This is a genomic window from Streptomyces sp. P5F9 (assembly GCF_057961495.1).
Genome location: NZ_JBXVPZ010000538.1, coordinates 1 through 6,078, shown reverse-complemented (window position 1 = coordinate 6,078; position 6,078 = coordinate 1). Strand labels below are relative to the sequence as shown.

The following is a 6,078-nucleotide window of genomic DNA, read 5'->3' as shown; positions in this document are numbered from 1 at the left end:
ATGTTGTCCAGGATGTGCGACAGCGGCTCGTCGCCCTTGGCCTGGGTGGAGTTCTCGGTGCACTGCTGGTTCTGCGGCGCGGAGAGGACCGGCACGTCCTGCAGGACGGTGACCGGCACGACGCCGACGATCGAGGCGAGGTTCGCCTTGGCCGGCAGGCCGATGCAGGGCTTGTTCAGCGAACCCTGGATGAGCGCCATCTGGGGGCTCATGTTGCCGTACGTGGCCTGGTTGCCGTAGACCTGCTCGGCGCCGTTGCCGTTCGTCGTGGTGACGCCGTTGTCGTTACCGATCGCCATCGCCGGGGCGGCGACGGCAGCCGAGGCTCCGACGACGGAAGCGGCGACAGCCGCAGCAGCCATAACCTTCTTGATCACTTGCGTGGTCCCTTCTGGAGTAACCCCGTCCACCGGAGCGACCTGAACAACTGGTGCCGGGCCGCATGGTTGCTCCGATTCACTCCAATGGCCCAGATGAATCCAACCGGGTGAAGCCACGCAACCAATCCGGCCGACCTCTGTTGATGGGGGAGCAGGAATTGTGTCTCTGCCAGGAAAGGACCGCAGAAATGCTCAAGAAGGCAATGGCTGCGACGGCTGTCGCGGCTTCCGTCGTCGGCGTCTCGGCGACGGCCGCCCCGCAGGCGCTGGCCATCGGCAACGACAACGGCGTCACCACGGTCAACGGGAACGGTGCCGAGCAGGCCTATGGCAACGCCAAGACGACCGGCGACATGAGCCCCCAGCTCGGGCTCGCCCAGGGCGACCTGAACAAGCTCTGTGTCGGTCTGCCGGCCAAGGTCAACGCGGCCTCGATCGTGGGCCTGCTGGTGCCGGTCACCGTCCTCCAGGACGTGCCGATCCTCTCGGCCCCGCAGAACCAGCAGTGCACCGAGAACTCCACCCAGGCCAAGGGCGACGAGCCGCTGTCGCACCTCGCCGACAACATCCCGGTGCTGTCGGGCAACGGCGCCATCGGCAGCTGACCGACCGTACGCCTGAGAGTGACCCGGGCGGCCCGCCGGATTTTCCGTGCGGGTCGCCCGGACCGCTGAATAAAGCTGTCTTCCCTTGAAGAGAAGCGTTTCTGCTCGGCTGCGTCCATCCCGTCAATTCGGTGCGGACGATCGAGTGAATTGTCAGGTGACGCGCGTTCTTGAGTTTCTTCCTGCGTCTATCCCTCGTTTTACAGGCTGCAGGTCATGGTGGGCATGACCGCAGAGAAGGGAACGTTCATGAAGAAGAGCGCTGCTGTTGTCGCTGGTGCGATCATGGCTCTCGGTATGGCCGCCCCGGCCTTCGCCGACGCGGGTGCCGAGGGTGCGGCCGTCGGTTCGCCGGGTGTCCTCTCGGGCAACGTGGTCCAGGTTCCCGTGCACATCCCCGTCAACGTGTGCGGCAACTCGATCGACGTGATCGGCCTGCTGAACCCGGCGTTCGGCAACACGTGCGTCAACGACTGACGACGACGTAACGCACCAGCCGTTCCGGCTGTGTCATGGCCGGCCTTGGACAGGTTTCCAAGGCCGGCTTTTCCCACTTCAAGCAGGAAGACAACGAGATTGCGACAGACCCTGGGTAAGGGAATGGTCGCGGCGGCGGCCGCGACGAGCATTCTGTCCCTGTGCGGCAGCCCCGCCCTGGCCGGTTCGTACACCGGCGGCGCTGCCAAGGATTCGCCGGGCGTCCTGTCCGGCAACAGCATCGACGTCCCGATCGACGCACCGGTCAACGCCTGCGGCAACACCGCCGACGGGGTGTCCGGGTTCAACCCGACGTTCGGCAACTCCTGTGCCGGCGGCAAGGACGAGCACCGGCACGGCGACCACCACCGGTGGACCGAGCCGTCGTACGGGGACTCCGACGACGATTCGGGTTACGGCGGCTACGGCCACGACCACGGCTCCGGCCACGGAGACGACTCGGGCTACGGCTCCGGCGGTGAGTCGGGTTACGGGCACGGGGATCACACGGGTTACGGCCATGGTGACCACTCCGGTTACGGCCACGGAGATCACTCGGGCTACGGCACCCCGGACTGCGAGGAGACGCCGCCGCCCACGGGCGGGCACCACCACACGCCGCCTCCTCCGCACACGCCGCCCCATCACACCCCGCCGCCCGTTCTGGCGCACACCGGCAGTGAGGCCATGCTGGCCACGTCCGGTGTCAGTGCCGCGTTGATCGCGGGTGGCACGATCCTCTACCGACGAGGCCGAGCCGCGTCCCGTAGGTAATACGCACGGGGTGCCGGACGTCACCGCCCGGCACACCCGCGCCGTCAGCGCCGTACGAAGGCCGGCGTGCTCCGTCGGCCCGGTGCCGGGATCATGCCGCCGCGCGGCTCCGAGTGCAGTCGGCGCTCGACTCCCCGCACCAGCGCGCCCGCCGTGTACGTGGCGCCGTGCACGAAGCGCATCGCCGGGCCGAAGCCCGAGGCCGTCACCAGGCCCGCCATGAAGAGGCCCGGGTGCGAGCACTCGAAGTCCCGGCCGATTTCCGGGGAGCCGTCGGCGACCGCGGTCAGGGAGCCCCTCAACTCGCTGGAGAGCAGGCCGAGTCGGGTGGTCGTGGCCTTGAACCCCGTTGCCGCGATGACGTGTTCGGTGTCCAGGGGGCGTGTCCCGCCGGCCCGGCTCACCGTCTCCAGGCGTACCCCGCCCGGCACCACGTCGGCCGCCGCGACCTCGTGGCCGAGCAGCACCTCCACCGCCGGTTCGACCCGGTCCCGCACCCACCAAGCACCCGCCGGACCAAGGGCGTTGGCCGCGATCCTGGCCCGTGTCGACTCCGGGAGGCGGCGGAAGAGTCCGGGGCGCTCGGAGTAGAACCAGTTGCGCCAGCCGGGGCCCAGGCCGCTGTGCGGGGAGCGGGCCGACTGCCACCACGGGCGCTCCCACGCGGGCGGCACGTCGTTCCAGAACAGCTCGTCGGCGCGTGCCAACACCCGTACCCGCGTGCCCTGTTCGGCGAGCAGGGCCGCCGTCTCCAGCGCCGCCTGGCCGCCGCCGATCACCGTGACGTCCTTGCCGCGGAACTCGTCCAGCGTGCTGTGGTGGCTGCTGTGCGAGACCAGGGACCGGCCCAACCCACGTAGCGCGGACGGGATTTCGACGAACGGCATGACACCGACCGCGAGCGCGACGGTACGGGCGTGCAGCACCGTGCCGTCGTCGGTCACCGCCTCGAAGCCGCCGGGCACCGGCGCGATCCGCTCGACCGTCCGCTCGTCCACCTCGGGCACGGCGTTGCGTGCGAACCACAGGCCGTACGAGGCGAACATCTCGACCGGGATCGGCTCCCCGTGCCGGGCCTCCACGCCCTGGCCCGCGCAGTACACGTCGAGCGGCCAACGGCCTTCAGGGTCCGACAAGTTGGAGGCCCAGGGCTCCGACTTGAGGAACATGCCCCGGGGCATGTGGTCGCGCCAGGACGCCATCGGCCGGCCGAAGACGCGCAGGTTCAGCCCCGCGGCCGCGGCGTGGGACGCGATGGACAGGCCGTACGGGCCCGCGCCCACCACCAGCAGGTCGTACATCAGCAACTGCTCGCTTTCTCGTCGTCGCTCAACTCGGTCAACTTGCTCAACTCGGCTGGTTCCGCAGGTTTGTTGGGGTGACTCTCGCCCGCCTGCCGCACCACCCGTGCCTCCGCGGTGTGCGGCGTCGGGGCCGTACCGACCAGCCGCTCGCGCACCTTGCGCAGCACATGCCGGCCCCACAGCCCCCACATCGCGCGGCCCGGCCCCGGGTCGTCCGGCGCGTGCCAGGCCAGCTCGCGTCCGCCGAGCGCCGGGCGCAGCGCGCTGAGCGGCGCGTAGTTCTCCACCACGAACACCCGGCCCGGCCGTGGCGACCCGTCCGGCAGCGGACGGTGGGTCAGGTCCAGGTGCAGGGCGCGGACGACGTCCAGGCCCGCCGAGTCGGCGAAGAGCCGGAACTGGGCGCCGGGCCGCGGGTTGAAGTCGAGCAGGTGATAGCGGCCGGTCGAGCCGCAGCGGCGGAAGTCCAGGTCGAAGATGCCCCGGTAGCCGAGCGAGGCGGTGAGACGCTCGGCCAGCGCCTGCACCTGCGGGTTGGGCGTCCAGCGGCCCACCGCCGTCAGCCCCGCGCCGCGCGGCCAGGCCCGCTGCTTGCGCCCGGGCCCGCCGCCGCGTACGGCACCGGACCGGTCGGCGTACCCGTGGAAGAACCAGTCACGGTCGGGCCCGGACGGCAGGAACGCCTGCAACAGCAGCTGACTGCCCGCCTCCTCGGCGCGCAGGAACAACTCGCGCGCCTCCTGCGCGCTGTGCACCACCACCGTGCTGCGCAGCCCGGTCCCGGCCGGCACCAGCCAGGGCCGGCTCCACTTCGCGACCACCGGCAGCCCCAGCTGCCAGGCGGCGCTCGCGGCCTGCGCCGGGCTGTCCGGGATCAGCGTCACCGGGTGCGGGATGTCCGCGCCCGCGCACACGGCGGCCAGTTCGGCCTTGTCCGCGACCCGTTCGGGCAGCGCGCCGGGCTGCTGCGGCAGCAGATAGGAGGGCGCGAGCTCGTCGCCCAGCCGGCCGACCGCGACGGCGCTCGCGTCGTCCATCGGGATCAGTACGGCGGGACGCGCGATCCACGCCGCGACCCGGCGGAGCGTGCCGGCGATCTCGCCGGGAGACGCGCCGGGCGGCGGCGGGGGATGCATCTGGCAGACAAAGCGGGAACTGCGTACGGGACTTCCGGCGGAATCGGCGACCACATGCACCTCCACTCCCGCCCGGCCCAGCGAACGCACGGCCCCCAGCGTTCCGTGGTGAAAGGGATTCCGGTCGATCCGCAGCAGAACTGCGGGGACACGGATGTCGAGCAGCGACACGGACTGTTTCCTTCGGTTCGGTTCACCCGTGCGGGCGATGGAGGAACTCGGAAGCCGTAACGGCGGTGGCGTAATTCATATTCATATGACTGAGTGTCAGTAGAAGGAAAAGCGAAGTCGGCACGGAGTACGAGAGTGGAGAGAGGAGCAGGCATGGCCCCACAGCAGCGACGGTCCCGCACCGCCCGGCTGGCCTTCATCGCGGCTACGGTCGCCGCGTCGGCGGCCTTCACGTCGGGTCCCGGGTTCGCGGCGGGGGTGACGCGGGTCATCGATCCGCCTGCTCCCGTGACCACCACACCCACGACCACCGCATCCCCGACGACCGCACTCACTCCCACCGCACCCACTCCCACCGCACCCACGAGCCCGGCCTTCGGCGCCTTCCTCGACTCCGGGGCTACCGGTGTGGCCCGCATGGCCGCGCTGAGCAGCTGGCTGGGTGGGGCCGAACTGCGCGTCGGCCACACCTACCTGCCGGGCAATCACTGGAGCGACATCGAGGGCGCCCCCGGTCTTCTCGACGTGTGGGCGGACTGGCGTACCGAGAAGTCCGACCGGATGCTCGTCCTCAACGTGCCGATGCAGGAGCAGAACGAGGACGGCGTGTCCGACTGGCAGGTGCGGCGGCTGCTCCAGCAGGGCGCGGCCGGTCAGTTCGATCAGCACTTCAAGGCCCTGGCCGAGCGGCTGGTCGACCTGAAGGTGCCGGACACGGTGATCGTGCTCGGCTGGGAGATGAACGGCACCACGTACACCTCTCGTTGCGGGCCGGACCCGGAGGCCTGGAAGAAGTACTGGAACAGGATCGTCACCACGATGCGCTCGGTGCCGGGCCAGAAATTCCGGTTCGACTTCGATCCGAGCCGCGGCCGGGACGCCGTTCCCTGGACGCGGTGTTATCCGGGGGACGACACGGTCGACATCGTCGGAATGGATTCGTACGACCAGCCTTCCGGGCTGACGTTCGACGAGCAGGTGAAAGAGCCCTACGGACTTCAGGCACATGTGGACTTCGCCAAAACCCACGGCAAGCCCATTTCCTATCCTGAATGGGGACTCTTCCGTAACGGCGACAACGCGGAGTACATGAAGCGCATGCTCGCCTGGATGGACGAGCACAAGCCGCTGTACAACACGGTCACCGACTACTGCCCGCACGGTGTGTGGCAGTGCTCCCAGAACCCGAAGTCGTCCAAGGTCTACCGCTCGGTCCTGTTCGGCCGCACCG

At 69.6% G+C, this 6,078-nt stretch carries 7 protein-coding genes; 4 read left to right on the top strand and 3 right to left on the bottom strand.

The window, feature by feature from the left end; genetic code table 11:
- Window positions 1–377: rodlin (locus AC31A1_RS44880; protein ID WP_489658840.1), on the bottom strand; the 377-nt coding region annotated here is incomplete at its 3' end.
- A 191-nt stretch (window positions 378–568) separates the two neighbouring features.
- Here AC31A1_RS44880 and AC31A1_RS44875 point away from each other — a divergent pair.
- The 3 genes from AC31A1_RS44875 (at window position 569) to AC31A1_RS44865 (ending at window position 2,236) form a co-directional block, all read left to right on the top strand.
- Entirely contained in the window at window positions 569–985 is a 417-nt protein-coding gene (locus AC31A1_RS44875) for a rodlin (RefSeq protein ID WP_489658839.1), read from the top strand.
- A 249-nt stretch (window positions 986–1,234) separates the two neighbouring features.
- A complete protein-coding gene (gene chpD, locus AC31A1_RS44870; RefSeq protein WP_033284615.1) occupies window positions 1,235–1,462 on the top strand; it encodes a chaplin ChpD in 228 nt (75 codons plus the stop codon).
- A 99-nt stretch (window positions 1,463–1,561) separates the two neighbouring features.
- Window positions 1,562–2,236, top strand: coding sequence for a chaplin (locus AC31A1_RS44865; RefSeq protein ID WP_489658838.1), 675 nt, complete (start codon window positions 1,562–1,564; stop codon window positions 2,234–2,236).
- A 44-nt stretch (window positions 2,237–2,280) separates the two neighbouring features.
- Here the strand turns inward: AC31A1_RS44865 and AC31A1_RS44860 are convergent, their stop codons facing one another.
- Window positions 2,281–3,537 carry an NAD(P)-binding domain-containing protein gene (locus tag AC31A1_RS44860; RefSeq protein ID WP_489658837.1) on the bottom strand — a complete coding sequence of 419 codons (1,257 nt, stop codon included), beginning with the start codon at window positions 3,535–3,537 and terminating at the stop codon, window positions 2,281–2,283.
- Window positions 3,537–4,847 carry a carboxylate--amine ligase gene (locus AC31A1_RS44855; protein WP_489658836.1) on the bottom strand — a complete coding sequence of 437 codons (1,311 nt, stop codon included), beginning with the start codon at window positions 4,845–4,847 and terminating at the stop codon, window positions 3,537–3,539. The genes AC31A1_RS44860 and AC31A1_RS44855 overlap by 1 nt, the downstream gene beginning before the upstream one ends.
- 153 nt (window positions 4,848–5,000) lie before the next feature.
- Here AC31A1_RS44855 and AC31A1_RS44850 point away from each other — a divergent pair.
- Window positions 5,001–6,078 (top strand): glycoside hydrolase family 26 protein (locus tag AC31A1_RS44850; RefSeq protein WP_489658835.1); only part of this gene is annotated, 1,078 nt, incomplete at its 3' end.

What these genes read in the sequence shown, in the direction of transcription:
- AC31A1_RS44875 (WP_489658839.1), top strand. Translation starts at nt 569, where the DNA reads ATGCTCAAGAAGGCAATGGCTGCGACGGCTGTCGCGGCTTCCGTCGTC.
- chpD (WP_033284615.1), top strand. Translation starts at nt 1,235, where the DNA reads ATGAAGAAGAGCGCTGCTGTTGTCGCTGGTGCGATCATGGCTCTCGGT.
- AC31A1_RS44860 (WP_489658837.1), bottom strand. Translation starts at nt 3,537, where the DNA reads ATGTACGACCTGCTGGTGGTGGGCGCGGGCCCGTACGGCCTGTCCATC.